The sequence below is a fragment of the Sphingomonas sp. P4_D12 genome (genome assembly GCF_056401895.1).
Genome location: NZ_JBFUIL010000002.1, coordinates 293,209 through 313,063, shown reverse-complemented (window position 1 = coordinate 313,063; position 19,855 = coordinate 293,209). Strand labels below are relative to the sequence as shown.

Genomic DNA, 19,855 nt, shown 5'->3' with positions numbered 1-19,855 from the left:
ACCGGCGCCGACTTAAGGAGCGAAGGGCAGGTTTTGCAAGCGAACGAGGGGGACGCGGGCATTTCACCACCGGCGCCGACGCGGCGGCCGCGGCTGACGATCGGGCAAATCTGGAACATGTGCTGCGGCCTGTTCGGGGTGCAGATCGTCTGGGGATTGCAGAACGGCAGCACCAGCCGGATCTTCCAGACGCTCGGTGCCCAGCTCGACCAATTGCCGATCCTGTGGATCGCGGCGCCGATCACCGGGCTGCTCGTCCAGCCACTGATCGGGCATTGGAGCGATCGCACCTGGGGACCGCTCGGACGGCGGCGGCCGTTCCTGCTGGCGGGATCGATCCTGACCGCGATCGCCCTGGTCGCGATGCCCAATGCCGCCAGCATCTGGACCGCCAGCCTCGCTCTGTGGCTGCTCACCGCCTCGATCAACGTCGCCGCCGAGCCGTTCCGCGCGCTGGTCGCCGATGCCTTGCCGGAGGATCAGCGCACCGAAGGGTTCGCGGTCCAGGTCTTCTTCATCGGCTCAGGGGCGGTGTTCGCCTCGGCGCTGCCCTGGATCCTGACCCACTGGTTCGGCGTCGCCGCGACCGCTCCGCCCGGCGTGCTGCCGCCTTCGGTCCGGCTGACTTTCTATATCGGCGCGGTCGGGCTGCTCACGGCGGTCGCCTGGACGGTCGCCACCACGACTGAACGCCCGCCCGAAAGCCTTGCCGCCGACGCGCCCGATCTGGTCGAGCATGCGGTGCCGAGCACGACTGGCGCTGCGACGCTAGCGCGTAGTGGAACATTGTGGATGCTCGGCGGCGGCGAGATCGCCGGCTTCGCGTTCGCAGAGCAGCTCGAGCGCGAAATCTACGTGCTTGCCGCGATCGCCTTCGTGTTCGGCCTCGCGCAACTCGCCGCGGTGGCGATGCGGCGCGGCGGACGGCATTCGCTCGGCGTGTTCGAGATCGTCGAGGACATCCTCCACATGCCACGCATGCTACGGCACCTGGCGCTGGTCCAGTTCTTCACCTGGACCGCCTTGTTCGCGATGTGGATCTACACCGTCCCGGCGGTCGCAGCACACCATTACCACACTGCCGACGCGAGCTCGGCGGCGTACAATGCTGGTGCCGATTGGGTGGGCATATTGTTCGCCGGCTATAACGGCGTGGCGGCGATCGCGGCGCTGGCTTTGCCCTCGCTCGCCGCGCGGATCGGCCGGCGCAACATCTATGCCGCGAGCCTTGCGCTCGGTGCGCTGGGGCTAGCCGGGTTCGTGCTGGTCGACGATCCCTATTTGCTGTGGCTGCCGACGATCGGCATCGGCTGCGCCTGGGCGGCAATCCTGTCATTGCCTTATGCGATGCTCGCCAGCGCGGTGCCGCCCCGGAAAATGGGCGTCTATATGGGCATCCACAATATGTTCCTGGTGCTGCCCCAGCTTGTCGCGGCGACCCTGCTCGGCGCGATCGTCCACCATTGGCTCGGCAATCAGGCGATCCTCGCGTTGGGACTGGCGGCGGCGGCGATGGCGGCCGCGGCGCTGGCCGCGCTCTTCATCCCCGAATCCTGAAAACGGTTTATGCAAATTTTGCATAGATGAATTTGCGCAACACTCTCCTGAATTTAGCGACTCCCTAGTGACTCCGCCATAAAACAGCGCTTGCGCGTCGCGAAAATCTACGCAACAAAGCGCAAATCGTTGCATTGAATTGCAATCGATGGAGTCGCGCGCACCGCACAAAGCCGGGCCGCGAAGGAGGGATGAAAGGGCACATGGCACGCGACGACGCGCCGCAGGGATTCCACAGAAGGTGATTCGCGCCGCGCGCCGGGCATGCAGCTCGGCCGCGCGAGCAACGGGATAAAGCCTCCGCATGAGGGGCGTGCATTAGGGGAGTGATCGATGAAGCAACTGGGTTCGAGCCGTAGCCGCGGCCTTCTGTGGAGCGGCACCTCGCTGATGACGCTGGCGATGTTCGCCGCGACTGGCGCGCAAGCGCAGACTGCGCCGGAAGCCGCCACCAGCCCGACCGCGGCGCCGCAAGCGGATAGTGGCTCTTCGGCCGCGGACGATAACGACATCCTGATCGTCGGTGTGCGCCGCGCGCTCGGCGATGCGGCCGAGACCAAGCGCAATGCGGCGACGATCGTCGATTCGATCAGCGCGACCGATATCGGCGCCTTCCCCGACACGTCGGTGTCGGGCGCGCTCTCGCGCGTTCCCGGCATCACCGTTTCGCGGCTGCAGTCGACCGACGATTCGACCCACCCCTCGGGTGAAGCCGCCGGCGTGCTGGTCCGCGGCCTGACCCAGGTCCGCACCGAGTTCAACGGCCGTGACAGTTTCTCCGCCGACGCCGCGCGCGGGCTCAACTTCAACGACATCTCGCCCGAACTGATGTCGCGCGTCGATGTCTACAAGAATTTGACCGCCGACATGATCGAGGGCGGTATCGCCGGCACCGTCGACCTGCGCACACGTCTGCCGTTCGACCAGAACGGGCTGGTCGTCACCGGCAACGCCAAGGCCGATTATGGCGACCGCTCGAAAAAGTGGACCGGCGAATATTCGGCGCTGATCAGCGACACGTTCGACACCGAGATCGGCAAGTTCGGCTTCCTCGCCGACTTCGCACGCAGCCATGTGATCACGCGGACCGAAAGCGTGATCTTCGACAAGATCGACACCTATTGTTCGGCAGGTGCGTTCAAGCCCGACGGCACCGCCAATGTCGGGTCGGACGGCGCGATCGGCTGTACCGCCAATCCGTTCGGCGGCACCGGCTGGGCATATGCCCCCGACGGCATCCGCTATTCGCAGGTCGATTATGACCGCACGCGGCGCGGCATCGCGCTTGCCGGCCAGTTCCAGGACAAGTCCGAACGTTTCCTGCTGACCGTGCAATATACCGATTCAAAATATCACAACGCCTGGCTCGAACGCGCTTCACACGCGATTTTGGAGGGCAATGCCTACGGCACGCCGGCGTTCAACCCGCGCAGCTCGACGATCCTCGGCGCGGCCGACGGGAGCGGAGCGCTGGTCTTTGGCTCGAACGGCATGCTGCGATCGGGCGTGCTGACCCAGGGTCATGGCAGTTGGAACGGAAGCTGGAGCGGCAACGACCAAGACGCGATCAACACAGGCTCGGCGGTGCCCGGCATGCCGTTCGTCAACAATTGCGGCACCGGTCATTGCACGACGCTTCGCGACGGCCTCTATTTCCAGAACGAGGCGCGCAACTTCGACCATAGCGAAGGCACGCGCGACTTCTCGGCCAATATCGATTGGAAGATCACCGATAATCTCAAGCTGACGCTCGACGGCCAGCGCATCACCGCGTCGACCAACAATGACGACATCCTGGTCGCGGTCGGATCGATGGCCAATTACCAGTACAGTCTGACCGACGGCAACGCGCCCGAGATCAAACTGCTGCCTGGATCGAACGTCAATTACGCGGCCGGCGGGCTCGCCAATCCGCACAATTACTGGATCCCGTTCATCCAGGGCCATGTCGAGGATAACGACGCCGACGAATGGGCGTTCAAGGGCGACCTGCAATATGATTTCGACAAGGGCAGCTGGCTCGACTCGCTCAAGGTCGGCGTGCGCTACGCCGATCGCAACCAGACGGTCCGCTATTCGACCTTCAATTGGACCCCGATCGCAGCCAGTTGGAATTGCAACGGTGCCGGCTTCAACGCCGACAACACGACTCCCAATCCGGCCGCGGCGTGCAATTCGAACTTCAAGGGTTATGGCGCGGACATCTGGGAATCGACCAGCCTGGGCAGCAATTTCTACAATGGCAGCGCCTATAACAATGGCCCGCTGGTCTATCTGAACCGCGACACGCTGCAGAACTTCCCCAAGCTGCTCCAGTCATTGAGCGGCGCCACCACCAATTCGCCGATCGCGCCCGGCTATACCGCGATTTGCGACCGGCCCGAGGCGACGGTCGACAATTGCTTCACGCCGTCGGAAGTGACCAGGACGTCCGAACGGACCAAGGCCGCTTATGCCATGCTCAATTTCGGCGGCGACCAGCCGATCTTCGGCGGTGGCGTTCGCATCAAGGGCAATATCGGGGTCCGCGTAATCCGCACCGAAGTGACGAGTAACGGCGCGGTCGCCTATCCGACCAGCACCGCGCTCAACCTGTTGCCGTCCTGCGCGACGCCGGTGTCCGGTACCGCGATCGTGCAGCCAAGTTGCTATTTGACGCCGCAAGTCCTGGCCTTCGCAGCTGGCGGCGGATCGGCCAACACGCTCAAGGCGTCCTACACCAACGTGCTGCCGAGCTTTAACGTCCGGTTCGGCCTCGACTCCAAGACCTATATCCGCTTCGGTTATTCGCGCGGCTTGTCACGGCCCGATTTCGGGCTGCTCAGGAACTTCGTGTCGATCAATTCGCCGATCATCAACACCGGGCCGGACTCGCCGTACATCGTTTATAACTCGCCAACGGCGGCACACGTTGCCGCCAACGTCACTGGCTACAATTTCGTGTTCAACGCTGAGTCTGGCTATGCCGGGTTGAAGCCGATGACCGCCGACCAGTTCGACCTCACCTTCGAACGCTATATGGGCAAGTCGTCCTCGTTCACGGTCGATCTGTTCTACAAGAAACTGCACAATGCGATCTCGTACGGCCAGTTTGAGCGCCAGTTCACGAATAACGGATCGACCCAGACGGTGCTGCTGCGCGGCCCTCGCAACGAAAAGAGCGGGGGCGAGCTCAAGGGGTTCGAGGTCGGTTACCAGACGTTCTTCGATTTCCTGCCCGGCCTATTGTCGGGTTTGGGCATCCAGGCCAATTATACTTTCGTCTCGCAATCGGGGATCAACAATTCGAACCTGATCGCGGTGGGTGCGCTCGATGCCGGCGGCACCGGCGGCCAGGGCGCGGGGCTCGACGTCAGCGGCGGGCGCGGCGCGGTGATCGACTCGCACATGCTGGCGGGGATTTCGAAACATTCGTTCAACCTGGTCGGCCTGTACGAAAAGGGCCCGGTCGCGCTCCGCGTCGCGTACAATTGGCGGTCGCGCTTCCTGACCAACAACCTCGACTGCTGCGTCGGCCTGCCGGTGTTCCAGAAAGCCGCCGGGTTCCTCGACGGATCGCTGCGCGTGTCGGTGGTCAAGAATTTCGAGTTCCTGGTCGAAGGCTCGAACCTGCTCAACACCCGGACGGTCTACCAGCAGCAGATCTTCGGCGACTCCAAGGCGACGCCGGGCGCCAAGCCGGTGTTCATGGATGCCAATTGGGGCGTGGTCGACCGCCGCTTCTCGGTTGGCGGCCGGTTCAAGTTCTGATTTCCTCCACTGGGCGCCGCCGCCACCCTTCCAATGACGGTGGCGCCCAATTTTTGTGAGGGAAAACCATCATGGCGCCGGCACCAGAACCAGAATCGCTGAAGCCCGATCCATTGAAGGTGGTGATCGTCGGCGGCGGCACCGCCGGCTGGATGACGGCATCGGCGCTGGTCAAGCTGCTGCCCAGGCAGGACTATGCCATCACGCTGATCGAATCGGATGAGATCGGCACGGTCGGCGTCGGCGAAGCCACGCTGCCGCATATCAAGGTGTTCAACGATACGCTGGGGATCGACGAGGCGCAGTTCATGCGCGAGACCCAGGCCGCGTTCAAAATCGGTATCGAGTTCGTCGGCTGGGACCAGTCCGGCGAGCGCTACGTCCATCCGTTCGGCACATTCGGCGAGCCCTGGGCGGGGGTCGATTTCCAGCACCATTGGGCTCGCGCGCACGCCGCCGGCCGTGCCTCCGAACTGCACGATTATTCGTTCGCGATCGCCGCGTGCCGCAACAACGCGTTCGAATTCCCCAACGAAGACCCGAAGTCGATCCGCGCGACCTACGCTTACGCCTATCATTTCGACGCCGCGCTCTACGCGCAATTCCTGCGCCGCTGGGCCATGCCGCTCGGGGTCACGCGGATCGAGGGCAAAGTAGTCGATGTCGCGCGCGATACTGCCACTGGCCATGTCGCGTCGCTGACGCTCGCCTCAGGCACGGCGATCGCCGGCGACCTGTTCGTCGATTGCTCGGGTTTCCGCTCGCTGCTGGTCGGCGGGACGATGGAGGTCGGCTGGCAGGATTGGAGCCATTGGCTGCCCTGCGACCGCGCGCTGGCCGTGCCCAACATGCGCACCGAGCCGCTGCTCCCCTTCACCCGGCTGACCGCGCAGGAGGCAGGATGGACGTGGCGGATCGGGCTGCAGCACCGCACCGGCAACGGCTATGTCTTTTCGAGCCACTTCACCGATGAGGAGCACGCGCGCGACGTGCTGCTCGGCGCGCTCGACGCGCCGCCGCTCGCCGAGCCGCGGCTGCTGCGCTTCCAGGCCGGGCGCCGCGCCGCCGCCTGGGCGGGCAATTGCGTCGCGGTCGGGCTCGCCAGTGGTTTTCTGGAGCCGCTAGAATCCACCTCGATCTTCCTGATCCAGGCCGCGGTGATGGATCTGATCGGGCTGATGCCGACGCACCGCAGCGGAATCGATCCGCGGCTCGCAGCCGAGTTCAACCGATTGTTCGAGGTGCATTACGACCGCACCCGCGATTTCCTGGTGCTCCATTACACCGCCAACCGCCGGCACGGGCAGCCATTGTGGGATCATGTCCGCAATATGGAGCTGCCCGAGAGCCTGGCACATAAGATCGCCTTGTTCCGCGCCTCGGCCGCCGCGCCCGATTACCGTTACGGCCTGTTCTCGCGCGACAGCTGGCTTGCGGTGCTGGTCGGCCAGGGCGTGCTACCCGCCGCCTGGAATCCGCTGGCCGAGGCAGTCCCGCTCGACGATCTCGCAGCCAGGCTCGCCGACCTCAAATACCGGATCGAGGTCAACGCCGCCGACATGACCGCGCATGGCGACTTCATCCGATCCTATTGCCCCGCCCCCGTGCTGGAGCCGGCAGCATGAGCGCGCGCATCCAGAACCTCGTCCTGCTCGGCCGCGATGCGCCACTATGGCTCGCCGCGAGCGTGCTCCAGGCGGCGCTCAAGCCCGCCGGCGTCGCGGTCACCGCGATCGAGCTGCCGAGTCTGCTCCACGTCAGCGACGTCTATGCGACATTGCCGGGGATCGAGGCGCTCCACACCAGGTTGCGGCTCGACGAAGCCGGGCTGCTCCGCGCGACCGGCGGCGCCTTCTCGCTCGGCCAGAATATCCGCGACATGCTCGGCGGCCACGGACCTTTCCTCAATGCCTATGGTGCCTATGGCATGCCGATCGAGGGCAACGACTTCTTCGCTTACTGGGTGAAGGCGCGCGGGCTCGGGCTCGACGTCCCCCTCGAGCAATTCTCGCTGACCGCCGCCGCCGCGCGCCAGGGCCGGGTGATGATTCCCGACGAAGCGAGCGAGGCCTATGGCCGCGCCGATTACGGCTATCATTTGCCCGCCATTGCTTATGCCGCCGGGTTGAAGAGCGTCGCGGCGCGGATCGGCGTGGCGATGCGGACCGCCAACCATATCGCGATCGAGCGCGGCAACGACGGCGACATCATCGCATTGGTCGCCGATGGCGAGCGCGTCGCGGGCGAGCTGTTCGTCGACGCGACCGGCAGCGATGCGGCGCTGATCGGCAAGACGCTCGGGATCGAGCAGCAAAGCTGGCGCGCGCACTTCCCGGCCGACCGCGTGTTCGCGGCCCGCGCGCAACCCTTCACGCCGATCCCGACCTATGCCGAACTGCGCGCCTGGCACCCCGGCTGGGCCGCGCTCTACCCGACCCAGGCGGCGACCCATGTCCTCCACGCTTTCTCGAGCGCGCTTACCGAGCCCGAGGACGCGCTGGGCCGGCTCGGCGCCGCGGCCGGGCTGTCGCTCGCCGATCCGATCCTGCGCCCCTCCGATCCCGGGCGGCGCGGGCAGGCCTGGGCGCAGAATTGCGTCGCGATCGGCAGCGCGGCCTGCGCGCTCGACCCGATCCACAATCTCGACCTCCACGCGGTCCAGCTCGGGTTGATCACCTTGCTGACCTATTTCCCGGCCGGGCAGGACACCGCGCCGAGCCGTGACGAATACAACCGCCTGATGCGCTCGTCGTTCGAGCGGCTGCGCGACTATCAGGCCGCCTTCTATGCGCTCGCGCCCTATCCCGGGCTGTTCTGGGATACCGGCCGCGCCGCGCCGCCGCCGCCCGAACTCACGCATATCGTCGCGACTTTCCGCGCGCGGGGCGACGTGTCGCCGATGGAGGATGACAGCATCCCGACCGACAATTGGCGGGCGCTGCTGATCGGATTGGGGGTCACGCCCGAAAGCTATCCGCCGCGAATCGACGCGACGGCGCCCGACACGGTCAAGGCGCAGTTCCGGACCATGCTCGGGTTCGTCAAGGACGCGGTGTTGCGCCAGCCTACGCATGCTCAGGCATTGGGCATGGCCAATGGTTGAGCCCATCCGCCTGGCGCGCGATCCGGCCGCGCTCGACAGTCTGCCGCGTGTCGAGAAGCGCAGCGTCACCGGCGCGGAGGACTTCGCCGCGATCGTCGCCGCGGGCGAGCCGGTCATTGTCCAGCGCCTGTTCGACACCTGGCCCGCGCTCGCAGCGGGGATGCAGGGGACGACGACGCTCGACACCTATTTCCGCCGCCTGGATCGCGGCGCGCCGGTGCCGGTGATGGAAGCGCCCGCGCGGCATAAGGGCCAGTTCGCTTATGGCCCCGATCTGCGCGAATTTACCTTCACCAAGCGCCAGGCATCGCTCGGCGCCACGCTCGACCGGATCGAGAGCCTGATCGGCCAGCGCGACACGCCGACCCTGGCGATCCAGATGCTGCGGCTCGACCAGGCGATGCCCGATTTCGTCGAGCACAATCCGATGCCGCTCCTGCCCGGGGTCGGCCCGCGGCTGTGGCTGGGCGGCGCGGTGCATACGCGGACGCATAACGACCGCGACCGTAACCTCGCCTGCGTCATCGCCGGGCGCCGCCGCTTCGTGCTGTTCCCGCCCGATCAGGTCGGCAACCTCTATGTCGGCCCGCCCGACAATCCCCCGCCCCTCTCGCTGGTCGATCCCGAAGCCCCAGACCTAACGCGCTTCCCGCGCTACGCCGACGCCATCGCCGCCGCGCGCGTGGCGTTTCTCGAGCCGGGCGAAGCGCTCTTCATGCCGCGCTATTGGTGGCACCACGTCACCTCGCTCGATCCGTATAATGCGATGGTCAATTACTGGTGGGGCGGCGGCGATGCGCCCAACCATGCCTTCCTGACCGCCCTGCTCGCGTTTCGCGACTTGCCGCCGAGCGAGCGCGATTACTGGCGCGAGATGATCGCGGCCTATGTCTTCGCCGAGCGCGGCGACGTCCTCTCGCATATCCCCGCCTCATTGCAGGGGCCGCTCGGTCCGATGTCCCCGTCCGCCCGCGCGGCGCTGCGTCAGCAGCTTCGTACCGCCTTGCTCAAATCCTCCTGACTCTCCCCAAGGAAAGACCCGATGATCCTTCGCTCGCTTGCCCTGATCGCCGCGCTCGGCTGGACCGCCTCGGCCGCGGCCGCCACGCGCGAATGCGCGCAATCGCCGGGTAAGGTCATCGAGGTCTGCGTGTGGGTCGATAACGGCCAGGCGCTGTACGAGGTCACGCGCAAGGGCGCGGTCGTACTCGCGCCGTCCGAGCTCGGCCTGACCTTCAAGGGCGAGCCCGCCGCGCGCTACACCGCGATCGGCAATCCGCGCCGCGCCGCGTCGGACACGAGCTGGGAACAGCCCTGGGGCGAGCAGCGGGTGATCCGCGACAACCACACTCAGCTGACCGTGACGCTGAGCGGCGACACCGCGCTCAACAAGACGGTCGACGTCACCTTCCGGCTGTTCGATGACGGTGTCGGCTTCCGCTATGAATATGCCGGCATCCCGGCCGGGCAGGACGTCGCGGTCACGGCCGAGCGGACGCAGTTCCACACGCTCGGCGCCTATCAGGCCTGGTGGTATCAGGGGCTGGGCCAGGAACGCGACGAATATCTCTACACCCAGACCGACGCGCGCCGCATCGCACTCGCCGAGACGCCGCTGACGATGAAGGGCGACAACGGCCTCTACCTCTCGTTCCACGAAGCGGCGATGGTCGACTTCCCGTCGATGCTGCTCCAGGGCAATGGCGAAGGCACGCTGACCGCCTGGCTGATGCCGTGGCCCGACGGCACCTTGGCGAAGAAGACCGGCGCCTTCACCACGCCGTGGCGCACGGTGCTGATCGGCGAGACGCCGGGTGCGCTGGCCGACAGCCGGATCGAACTCAACCTCAACGAGCCGAGCAAAATCCCCGACATCCAGAAGTGGTTCACCCCGGGCAAATATGTCGGCGTGTGGTGGGAAATGCACCTCGACAAGACCACCTGGGGCAGCGGGATGCGTCACGGCGCGACCACCGCGAACGTCGAACGCTATATCGATTTCGCCGCCAAATACGGCTTCAGCGGCGTGCTGGTCGAAGGCTGGAACCTCGGCTGGGACGGCGACTGGATCACCAATGGCGACAAGTTCAGCTTCACCAAGCCCTATCCCGATTTCGACATCGCCGCGATCACCGCTTACGCCAAGTCGAAGGGCGTCCAGCTGATCGGGCATAATGAGACCGGCGGCGCGGTGATCAATTACGAGAACCAGCTCAACGACGCGATGAAGTTCTACAACAGCTATGGCGTGCATGCGGTGAAGACCGGTTATGTTCGCCATGCCGGCGACATCCTCGACCGCGACGGCAAGGGCGAGTGGTTCGCCGGCCAATTCATGGTGCGCCACAATTTGCTGGTCGCCGAAACCGCCGCCAAATACCGCATCGCCATCGACGCGCACGAGCCGGTCAAGGACACTGGCCTGCGCCGCACCTGGCCCAATATGGTCACTCGCGAAGGTGCGCGCGGGCAGGAATATAACGCCTGGGGCGTGCCGACCAATCCGCCCGAGCATATGACGATCCTGCCGTTCACGCGGTTACTCGGCGGACCGATGGATTTCACCCCCGGCATCTTCGACGTCGCGCACGGCAAGGACGATGTGACGCGGCGGGTACAATCGACCTTGGCGACGCAATTGGCCGAATATGTCGTGCTCTACAGCCCGATCCAGATGGCCGCGGATTTGCCCGAAAATTACGAGAAGAATCTGGGCGCGTTCCAGTTCATCCGCGACGTGCCGACCGATTGGGAGACGTCAAAAACCTTGCAATCAGAGATCGGCGATTACGTCGTCGTCGCGCGCCGGTCGCGCCATGGACAGGATTGGTTCCTGGGCGCGATCACCGACGAGAATGCGCGATCGCTGCCGCAGCCGCTCACCTTCTTGGCGCCGGGCAAAAAGTACGAAGCGCAGATCTATCGCGACGGCCCCAATGCCGATTACCGCGTCAATCCGCTGGCGATCACGATCGAGAAGAAGATCGTGACCTCCACCGACGTGCTGCCGCTCGACCTTGCACCCGGCGGCGGTACGGCGATAAGGTTTCGCCTAATCGAATAACGCCCGCGATCGTCGGACGCTGTGTCAGTTTTCACTCCCGGGAATCGGCTTACAGCGCATTGCTGACACCGGCTCGGTTTCTCGCGGGCTCGTGGCAGTCAGCGTTCTGATCGAAGGGCTGCAGACCGACGCACTGGCCGAAAGCTATCACCTGGCCAAAGAGCGTCCCACGATGTTCGGAACCGCCGTGCCAGCCGCTCCATTCTAATGCTTGGTCGGGTAAGCTGGGCATTATTGCCCAACCAAATCAGATTCGCGCTCTTCCCTAGCCGGGAAAATCGAAACGTGCGCCGCGCGCTACAGGAGAATGTTGGGATCGAGCGGCCACAGTCACAGCGGCGATCAGAACGACGCAACGACCTTGAGAATGCTGTCGGCATTGCGGATCAATTCGGGCAGGCGCTGCGGCAATTCGTCGGCCGCGATGCTGTGGGTGTGTAGGACATCGGTCGGAATAGCTCCGGACTTTATCGCCTCGATCACCCGCGAGAAGTCCTCAGCCAGTGCATTTCGGCTCGCGATCAGCGTCGCCTCGCGCTTGTGGAATTCCGGGTCTTCGAAACTGAGCTCGCCCTGCGCGACGCCGACCAGCACCAGTGCACCGCTATGCGCGACGAACGACAAGCTGTGACGCATCGCCGCCAGCGATCCGGTGGCGTCGACCACGACGTCGAACATGTCGCCGTTGGTCCGGTCGGCAAGCGTCTGATCAAGCTCGTCATCCGCGACGACCCCGTCCAGCCCAAGGCGGTCGCGAACGAAGGTGACCCGAGCGGGCAGCCGATCGACGAGTAGCGGTTTTCTTCCATCCAGCTTCGCGAACAGCGCAGTCGCGACACCGATCGGCCCTGCGCCTACGACGAGCATATGGTCGCCGCCTTTTGGCGCGCGGGCGGCTGCATGCGCTCCTACCGCCAGGAACTCGACCATCGCCGCCTGCACCGGCGAGAGGCCTTCCGCATCGATCACCGCTGTTTGCGGCACGGCCAGGAATTCGCACATGCCGCCATCGATATGGACGCCGAGCACGCGAATGTTGACGCAAGCGTTGGGCTTGTCGCGGCGGCACGCCACGCAATGACCGCACGCGAGATAGGGATTGATCGCGACCTGCTGCCCGATGCGCAGAGACGTCCCCTCGCCCAGGGCAACAATTTCGCCGCCTAATTCGTGGCCCATGATCCGCGGGTAATCCAGAAAGGGATGTTTCCCGGCGAAGATATGGAAGTCGGTGCCGCACAGGCCGATATGCCGAATGTGGATCAGCGCCTCGCCAGGTCCCGGCTGCGGTTTATCGCGCGCGATTACGTCGAGGTGAAATGGCTCACGGCAAATAATGGCGCGCATAACGATCGGTCCCTCCAGGACATCGCCCATCGCACGGTTATTTCCGTATATGCAAGTTCGTTATCGCTAGCGCTAACGGCTTTTACTTACGATCTGACGCCAAGTTCGCAAGACAGGAATTCGCATTCCCGAGGCCGAGTGTCTCGGACCGGATGCGCCGACCCGGCGCGATTGCGATCAGGCCATCGTAGATCGCGGAGAAGTCAGCCCGGTTGATAGCCTAGCCGATCCGACACGCGTATCGTGGCCAAGCGGAGGAGATCGCATGCCGCCTCGATATGGACTTTCTGCGAACCGTCGATCAGTTCGAGGAAGGGAATGGTCAACGCCGCAATGACCTCGCGATCAAAGCCGAAGACCGGAAAGCTGATGTCGGTCACGCCATAGGTGATCGGACTCTTGCGCAGATCGAAGCCGGCAGCACGGATCGCTTCCTTTCGCTCCGTCAGCCAGGCGCGGTCCACCTCGACGCCACGCTCGCTTTCCGCGGCGCGCACAATCTGCTCGCGGCGCTGGTCGTTTGAAAATGCCAGGATGACCTGGCCGGAGCAGCTCGCCACGATGTCGATATGAGCGCCTACCTTGAGCGCGAAGCCACGCGTACCTGGCTGTTCTTCGCGCGCTATCACGATGCCGCGACCGCCGTTCGGCACGACCAGATGGCAGGACTGGCCGGCTTCCATTGCCAATACCTGCATTTCCGGCAGCGCCGCCCGGACGAGATCCTGCGACGGTGTCGCCCGGTAGGCGAGGTCGAGGAGCTTATAGGTGACCGTGTAGCGATCGGTCGTCTGCGATTTCTGAAGATATCCCAGCTGCTCCATCACGACCACGATGCGAAACAACTCCCCGACGGTACGCCCTAGATCGGCTGCCATCTCACTGACCAAAGCTCCCTGCGGCCATTTCACCAGCAGTTCGATCACCTCGAAGGCTTTGTGGATCGCCGGCGCGGCGTAGGTCCCTTTCACCCCTGTTCGTCCCATCGCGGCCTCAATCTCTCCATGCTCTCTGTCAGAGGCGTGATCGCCCGGCCTGCGGCGCAGCACAAGTCGGAAGGCTGGTATCGGCATCGGCGGGCGAACCGCGCCCGTTTCCATATCTTCTCTGAGCCCGCTGGCGGCCAGGCTTCGATCCAGATCAAGCACCACTTGCCTGCGTTCATACTAGCCAGATTGCATCAAAGAGAATAGTATTGCACCAGTGAAAATGATCAGTGAGCCATCTGCGACGGCTAGACCGGAAAGCGCGCACCGCCGGGGGAGAGAGATGACGAGGTTCAGCAAACGCGAGATTTTGGGCGGCCCGTTTCTTGCCCTTGGCGCTGGCGCGCTTGGCCGGATTCAGCCTGCGGCCGCCGCACCCTCAGCGACCGAACGCGACATCGCGCGCGGCCCGTTCAACGCGACGCCGGAATCGCTCAAAACCTACCGGACGCCGGATTGGTTCAGGGACGCGAAGTTCGGCATCTGGGCGCATTGGGGCCCGCAAGCGGTGCCGCGTCAGGGGGATTGGTACGCCCGCTTCATGTATGTGCCAGGCCATCCGCACTACGATCACCATCTCAAGACCTACGGACATCCGTCGGAAAAGGGCTACAAGGACCTCATCCCGCTATGGAAGGCCGAGCGCTGGAATCCGGACGCGCTGATGACGCGCTATGCGGCGGCGGGCGCGAAATATTTCGTCTCGATGGGCGTGCACCACGACAATTTCGACCTTTGGAACTCGAAACACCATCGTTGGAATGCCGCCGCCATGGGGCCGAAGCGCGACGTCGTCGGCGCCTGGCAGGCGGCGGCGAAGCGGCAAGGACTCCGCTTCGGCGTTTCCGAACATCTCGGCGCCAGCTATTGCTGGTCGTATCCGAACCATCTCTACGACCAGTTCTGGCCCAAGCTTGGCGTCCCCTATGACGGCGCCGATCTGGCCTATGCCGATCTCTATCACGACAATCGCGACGAACCGTTCCGCAACACCAGGGAAAGCTGGTACACCACCAATCCTGCTTACCATCAGCGCTGGTTGAAGCGGATCCGCGATCTCGTCGACGGTTACCAGCCGGACCTTCTCTATTCGGATGGCGGACTGCCGTTCGGCGAGGTCGGTCGCACGCTGGTCGCCCATCTCTACAATAGCAGCATCGCCCGCACCGGGCGCCTTGAGGCAGTCTATAATTGCAAGGACAGCGGCACGGGCGAGTTCTTCAAGGAAGGAATGGTGCAGGACGTTGAGCGCGGCGTGCTCAACGGCATCAACCCCCTACCCTGGCAGACCGACACCTCCAACGGCGACTGGTTCTACAGCGACAATTACAAATACAAGACGCCCGGGGAAATCCTGACCATGCTTGCCGACATCGTCAGCAAGAACGGCAACATGCTGTTGAATGTGGTCCTCTACGCGGATGGATCGCTGCCGCCGGAATCGGATGAGCTCCTGACCGAGCTCTCGGCGTGGATGGCGGTCAACGCTGAGGCCATCCACGGCACACGTCCATGGGCCATTTATGGCGAGGGGCCAACCGAGGCCGAAGCGGGCATGTTCAAGGAGCAGGTCGATTATTCGGCGCGCGACATCCGCTTCACGGTCAAGGGCAAGGCGCTCTACGCGATTACGCTTGGCGAACCGTCGAAGGTGACGGAGATCGCTTCGTTGCGGGTCGACGCGCCTCATGCGCAGGGCCGCGTGGTCGGCGTCGAACTGCTCGGCGCTGGCTCGGTTGGCTTTCGCCGGACCGCGAAAGCTCTTTCGATCGACGTCCCCGGCCGTCTGCCGACCCGCCACGCCAGCGTTTTCAAGATACATTTGGCCTGACACCCAAACTGCGCCGGGTCGGCGCGAGCAATTGCCCCGGCCGTTTCGACCATCGATCCATCGAAGGACCTACCATGCACCGTCGCTCGGCTAGCCTCGCCGCCATTGCCCTTACGCTCGTTGTTTCTAGTGGCTTGGCACCGGACGGTCTCACCGCGCCGGCGCGCGCGCAGAGCGCGGTCGGGCACCCCGAATGGCCAGGAAAGGGCCAGTTATTCGTCGGCACCTGCTACCAGCCGGTCGATCGCAGCCCGGACCAGATCCGGCAGGATATCGCGATCATGAAGGTCGCGGGGTTCAACCTGGTGCGGATGGGCGATCTGTCCTGGGACTCGTTCGAGCCGGAAGAAGGCCGCTTCACGTTCGAATGGTTCGACAAGGTGATCGATCAGATGCACCAGGCGGGCATCCGCGTCATCGTCGATATCCCTGGTGAACCGGCGCCGATCTGGATGCACAAACATTATCCCGGCGTGGATATCATCAACCAGGACGGTGTCAGGATCAACGCGGCGAGCCGCTATTGGGACAATATCAGCGATCCGGACTATCGCCGCCTGGCGCGACGCCTCGCCCAGAAGATGATGGAGCGATATGCCCACAATCCCGCAGTGATCGCGGTGGGTTACGACAATGAGATCGGAAACGGGCACATGTCCTATTCCGCGGCCGATCGAGATCGTTTCGTCGCCTGGCTCAAACGTCGTTACGGCTCTATCGAGGCGCTCAACAAAGCCTGGGCGACCCAGCGCTGGTCGCGCCGCATCAACAGCTGGGATCAGGTGGACCTGCCCTATGAACGCGGTCCTGGTCCGAACGAGCGCTATCTCGACCTGCGCCGCTACTGGTCCGACGACACGATCGGCGCGCTCGAGGAGCTGGAAGCGGTGCGCAAGCAATATGCGCCGAACCTTCCCGTCGCTTCCAACTTCTGGCCGACGGCGGGCACCAAGGGCTTCGACTATCTGCGCTCGTGGGAAAAGATCTCGACCTATGGCGCGCAAGGCTTTTACCCCGGCGATGCGGGCGGCGCCGCATTCGAGGCCATGTCAAACCGGGCGGGCCATGACACGCCGCTTTGGTTCAATGAGTTCACTGCCGGTGGAGGCGGCTATTATGGCACGCCCGGCCGCTCGAGAATGTGGGCCTATTTCGGTCTGATCTATTATACGCAGACCTTCCTTGCATGGACGTTCAATTCGCATATCGGCGGCGAGGAGCAGGCATTGTTCGGCCTAGTCGATCACGATGGCCGCCCATCGTGGAAGGTCGACGAGTTCGCCCAGATCGCGCGCGAATTCCAGACCATGAAGACGTTGGGGTTCCCGCGCTATCGTCAGCCCGAAGTCGCCGTGAACTTCTCGTTCCAAAACCTCTGGCTGACCAGCCCGCCCCCGGGACCGAACACGATGCCGGAATATTTCAAAGGCAATTACACCGGCCAGGCCCAGACGGCCTTCCGTCCATTCTTCGAGGACAATATCGACGCAGCGGTCATCGACTTTGGACACGACGCGCTCGATCGTTACAAGCTCGCGATTCTTCCCAGCAGCTATGTGATGGACGAACCGACCGCGGCCGCCGTGCGACAGTACGTCGCCAATGGCGGGACGGTGATCATGACCGGCTATTCGGCGAAGGTCGATGAGACGGGCAAATGGTTCGAAACATCCCTTCCGGGCAGGCTGAGCGACGTTTTCGGCCTGCGGACCAATGCGTTCTATCGCGCTGATCAGCCCTTGAAGGTCACCTTCAAGGAGCAGACGCTGACCGGCAGCGACCCTTATTATGAAGTGCTCGAGCTCGGCACCGCCAAGCCGCTGGCGACGTTCGCCAACACGCCACAAAAGAGCGCCGCGATCACCGTCAATCATTTCGGCAAGGGCGAGGCGATCTACGTCGCCACCGCGCCGCAAGCCGAACTGCTTGGACCGCTGGTGCGGTCGCTCTATCCCGCCCTTGGTATAAAGCGCGGCCCGGCGACACCGCCAGGGGTGGTCGCGCGCGAGGTCGATGGGCGTACGCTTTACGTCAACACGACCCAGGGCCCGATCACCGTGTCGTTCCATGGCGTGAAGACGGGCATGCTGTCGCACAAGCGCTATGCCGGCACCGTCGCGCTGGCCCCGTATGGCGTAGAACTCGTCAAATAGGAGTCGCGAGAACGGAACTGATCCGCCGATCAGGCCCTGCCAGGCCTGACCTGCCAATAGGTCGCGTATCGCTCGTGCGCGATACGGTAATATGGGATCAGCCGCACCGGCTCCCCATCCGCCGAGGCGATCGTGAATTCCAGCGGTTTATCCCCGGCGCGGATCCCCTTTGCTAGCGCCCGCGGATCGCCGGCAAGGGTCGGTGCCGTGAAGGACGCGTCGTTATAGCTGCCATATTTGCGCTCATTCACGATGATGTCCGTGCCTGGAGCCAGCCCTTCCCGTCCCAATGCGCCGGCGAGTACCAACGGACCGTAAGTGAATGCGACGATGTCGGGAGCCGCAGGCGCACTCTCAGCTGATGTTTCCATGGCAAGCCGCAGTTCGACCTCGTCGCCGCTCCTCCAGGTGCGTTTTAACTCAACATAGCTACCGGGCGTAGTCGAGCGTGCAGCCTCCACGCCGTTGATGAGGACGATCGCGGTTCGGCTCCAGCGTGGGTGGCGCAGCTTGAGTGCCAGCTGTGTCGGTCGCAGCAGCTTCCAGCGCAGCGTGGTCGTCGGCGCCTCGGGGAAGGTGGTGGCCTGGGACAGCACCGCTCCCTTCTCTTTCCACCTCACCGAGGATGGCACGAAAAGATTCACATAGAGCGCGTCACCGTCGTGGAAGTAGATCGCGTCCCGATACTTGACGTGATTTTCCATGCCCGTTCCAGTGCAGCACCAGAAGGAATCCTCGGGGGTGTGGTAGAGCTTCATATAACCCGGGCGGGCGCCCTGAAAATAGGTGGCCATCCCGGAATCCGGGTCCTGAGAGGCGAGGATCCCGTTATAGAGCGTACGCTCATAGTAATCGGCATATTCTGCCCGGGGGTCGTGCAGGAACAAGGCCCGGGTCAATTTGAGCATGTTATACTGGCAACATGTCTCCGATCCCTTGGCCGAGAAGACGTGCTTGCTGAAATCCGCCATCGCAAAGAAGTGCTCGTTGTCGCCATGTCCGCCGCTGGCGAATGAGCGCGTGCGTGTCACCGTCTCCCAGAAAAACGCGGCGGCGGCGCGATATTTGGTATCTCCGGTCGCCTCATAGACGCGCTGGAAACCGACGATCTTGGGTACCTGCGTGTTCGCGTGCAGCCCGTCCAGATAGTCGCGGCCCTCCGCCAGCGGCTCCATGATTGCCTTGTGCGAAAAACGCTGTGCGATGGTCAGATATTCGGGATTGCCGGTCATGAAATGGAGGTCGGCATAGATCTCGTTCATGCCGCCATGCTCGGTACCGAGCATGGCCTCGAACTCCGTATCGGTCAGCGGGCGGGTGGCGACCACACCCCAGTCCGCCAGCCGCACCAGCACCGCCCGGGACGCCTCGCTGTCTGCGAGCAGTGCCGCGTCGCGCAAGCCCGCATAGACCTTGTGCAGCGTGTACCAGGGAACTCCGGTGATCTTTTCCCCGCGCAGATGCGCCGAAACCAGCGCCGCACCCTTCGGAAATGCGCAGACCAAGCCGGAGCCCGCCGCCTTCTGGCACGCTGCCAGTTCGCCGGCGATATAGTCGATCCGCTGTTTGAACCGCCTGTCGCGGGTCGAGCGATAGGCCGACGCGCAGGCCGAGAGGTAATGGCCGAGAGTGTGCCCGTGGCAATTAATCTCCGCCCATTCGGGCTTGGACTCCCAGCCGCCATAAATCGGGGCCTTGGGCTGCAGGCCCGCGTTCAACCGGAAATTGTGCAGCAGCCGGTCGGGCTGCAACTTCAGGAGATACGCCTCGGTCATTCGCTGGGCATGGAGGAAAGGTCCGTCCCCCAGCGTCACGTCGGCCATGTCGAATGGCTGCAACTTGGCCACGGGCCGCCCGACGGGATTTTGCGGCGCATCCGCCAGGGCCACGGCGGATACACTGCCGGTACAGGCTGCGACCAAAGCGCCAATGCCGGCACTGGCGAGAAACTGGCGGCGCGACCGGCCGGCGCGATCAGGCTGGAACCTCAAGGCGGCTAATCTCCTCTATATGCTGGAGCGCATTGGCCGACGCTCCCACGCCGCCGTAGGATACCCGTCCTGC

Annotated in this window: 11 protein-coding genes; 8 read left to right on the top strand and 3 right to left on the bottom strand. The window is 64.0% G+C overall.

Translation table 11 applies throughout. From position 1 onward, the window contains the following. Positions 1–33: 33 nt before the first annotated feature. The 6 genes from AC1DSD_RS03970 to AC1DSD_RS03945 all read left to right on the top strand — a co-directional run bounded on the left by AC1DSD_RS03970 (position 34) and on the right by AC1DSD_RS03945 (position 11,474). Entirely contained in the window at positions 34–1,557 is a 1,524-nt protein-coding gene (locus tag AC1DSD_RS03970) for an MFS transporter (RefSeq protein WP_478028639.1), read from the top strand. Between the two features lie 333 nt (positions 1,558–1,890). Continuing rightward, a complete protein-coding gene (locus AC1DSD_RS03965; RefSeq protein ID WP_478028638.1) occupies positions 1,891–5,307 on the top strand; it encodes a TonB-dependent receptor in 3,417 nt (1,138 codons plus the stop codon). 71 nt (positions 5,308–5,378) lie between these two features. Continuing rightward, positions 5,379–6,932, top strand: a complete 1,554-nt coding sequence (locus AC1DSD_RS03960; protein ID WP_478028637.1) for a tryptophan halogenase family protein — start codon at positions 5,379–5,381, stop codon at positions 6,930–6,932. Beyond that, positions 6,929–8,410: a tryptophan 7-halogenase gene (locus AC1DSD_RS03955; protein WP_478028636.1), complete on the top strand. Its 1,482-nt coding sequence runs from the start codon at positions 6,929–6,931 to the stop codon at positions 8,408–8,410. The genes AC1DSD_RS03960 and AC1DSD_RS03955 overlap by 4 nt, the downstream gene beginning before the upstream one ends. After that, entirely contained in the window at positions 8,403–9,431 is a 1,029-nt protein-coding gene (locus AC1DSD_RS03950; RefSeq protein WP_478028635.1) for a cupin-like domain-containing protein, read from the top strand. The genes AC1DSD_RS03955 and AC1DSD_RS03950 overlap by 8 nt, the downstream gene beginning before the upstream one ends. A 21-nt stretch (positions 9,432–9,452) precedes the next feature. Next, on the top strand, positions 9,453–11,474 hold the full coding sequence (locus AC1DSD_RS03945) for a glycoside hydrolase family 97 protein (RefSeq protein WP_478028634.1): 2,022 nt from the start codon (positions 9,453–9,455) through the stop codon (positions 11,472–11,474). A 342-nt stretch (positions 11,475–11,816) separates the two neighbouring features. On the opposite strand, the gene AC1DSD_RS03940 is transcribed toward AC1DSD_RS03945, so the two are convergent. Both AC1DSD_RS03940 and AC1DSD_RS03935 read right to left on the bottom strand, forming a co-directional pair. Next, on the bottom strand, positions 11,817–12,821 hold the full coding sequence (locus AC1DSD_RS03940) for a zinc-binding alcohol dehydrogenase family protein (protein ID WP_478028633.1): 1,005 nt from the start codon (positions 12,819–12,821) through the stop codon (positions 11,817–11,819). Between the two features lie 203 nt (positions 12,822–13,024). Beyond that, a complete protein-coding gene (locus AC1DSD_RS03935) occupies positions 13,025–13,972 on the bottom strand; it encodes an IclR family transcriptional regulator (protein ID WP_478028632.1) in 948 nt (315 codons plus the stop codon). Between the two features lie 118 nt (positions 13,973–14,090). Here AC1DSD_RS03935 and AC1DSD_RS03930 point away from each other — a divergent pair, with 118 nt between their 5' ends. Continuing rightward, entirely contained in the window at positions 14,091–15,638 is a 1,548-nt protein-coding gene (locus AC1DSD_RS03930; protein ID WP_478028631.1) for an alpha-L-fucosidase, read from the top strand. Positions 15,639–15,712: 74 nt separating this feature from the next. Beyond that, a complete protein-coding gene (locus AC1DSD_RS03925) occupies positions 15,713–17,791 on the top strand; it encodes a beta-galactosidase (RefSeq protein WP_478028630.1) in 2,079 nt (692 codons plus the stop codon). A 29-nt stretch (positions 17,792–17,820) separates the two neighbouring features. Here AC1DSD_RS03925 and AC1DSD_RS03920 read toward each other — a convergent pair whose 3' ends face one another. Continuing rightward, positions 17,821–19,614 carry a glycoside hydrolase family 127 protein gene (locus tag AC1DSD_RS03920; RefSeq protein ID WP_478029016.1) on the bottom strand — a complete coding sequence of 598 codons (1,794 nt, stop codon included), beginning with the start codon at positions 19,612–19,614 and terminating at the stop codon, positions 17,821–17,823. Positions 19,615–19,855 lie beyond the last annotated feature (241 nt).